The following is a 991-nucleotide window of genomic DNA, read 5'->3' as shown; positions in this document are numbered from 1 at the left end:
TCGTCGCGCGTTCATGCTACCGGGCGTAACTTGCTCCCGACAGGTATTTCGCCTGTCGTCGTCAGGCGCCAGAACGCAATGAGCAATTTGCGCGCCAGCGCCACGATCATGGTCTTGCGCGTACCGCCGCGCGCGTCGGCCGCGCGAGTGCGGAACCATTGGGCTAATGCGCTGTCCTTTTGGAAGAGGAGAAAACGCCAGGCCAGTTGGATCATCCCACGCCGTACCCGGGCATTGCCAGCGCGTGCAAGGCTTTTCTCCCGTCTTCGCTTGCCGCTCTCATCGGGAGCGCCCGTGAGGCCCGCGTAACGCGCGACCGCTCTGCGATCTCTCAATTGCCGAGAGAGGATCTCATGCACGAGCATCCGCTGTTTCGACTCCAACGCCAATAATCCGCGCCAGCAATTTGACCATCGCGTTCGCACCGCTCTCGGAAACCTGCAAACGCTGTAATCGAGCCGCCTCGATCTCCCTGATCTGCTCCCTGACGAGGCGAAGGCGGACCATGTCCCGGCGCATCTCGGCGACAGTGTTGGGCGGCAGAAGTACCCCTTCCGGCGTGCGCAGCGTCTCGAGCTGCTTTGACGCATGACGCAGCGTCGGCTTAAACTTGCGAATACCCAGGCGAGCGAGACATGCCTTCATTCGATTGACAATGCTGGTCTGCTGGCTGACAAGGTTCTCACGCTCGCGGTTCGGACGTCGGGCGTCCTCTTCATCGAGACTTGGGATTGCCGCCATTTGGCAATGGTTCGGCTCTCCGCGTAGCCAACCGAGAAGAGCGCGCTTCAAATGCTCGGTGTCGAGACGATCGGTTTTAGCCCGCCGGTGCTCGCGGGGGACGGCGACGCTTGTTGGGTGGATAACGAAGGCCTCAACGCCACGCGCTCGCAGCCACCGCGCCAGCCAAAAGCCATCGCGACCGGCCTCAAAGGCGACCGCTATGCGTGTGATCGCGTGCCCAACCTTTGCGGCCTCCTCGCGCCAGCGG

The 991-nt window shown here is 62.5% G+C and carries 1 pseudogene; it reads right to left on the bottom strand.

Going from position 1 to position 991, the window contains the following annotated elements:
- Nucleotides 1-11: 11 nt before the first annotated feature.
- Nucleotides 12-991: pseudogene (locus tag P0R31_RS40715) on the bottom strand (IS110 family transposase); the annotation flags it as partial.

It is taken from the genome of Bradyrhizobium yuanmingense (genome assembly GCF_029167105.1).
GTDB classification, from domain to species: Bacteria; Pseudomonadota; Alphaproteobacteria; order Rhizobiales; family Xanthobacteraceae; genus Bradyrhizobium; species Bradyrhizobium yuanmingense_A.
The sequence above is the reverse complement of the archived record's forward strand: the minus strand, read 5'-3'. Positions and strand labels throughout refer to the sequence as shown.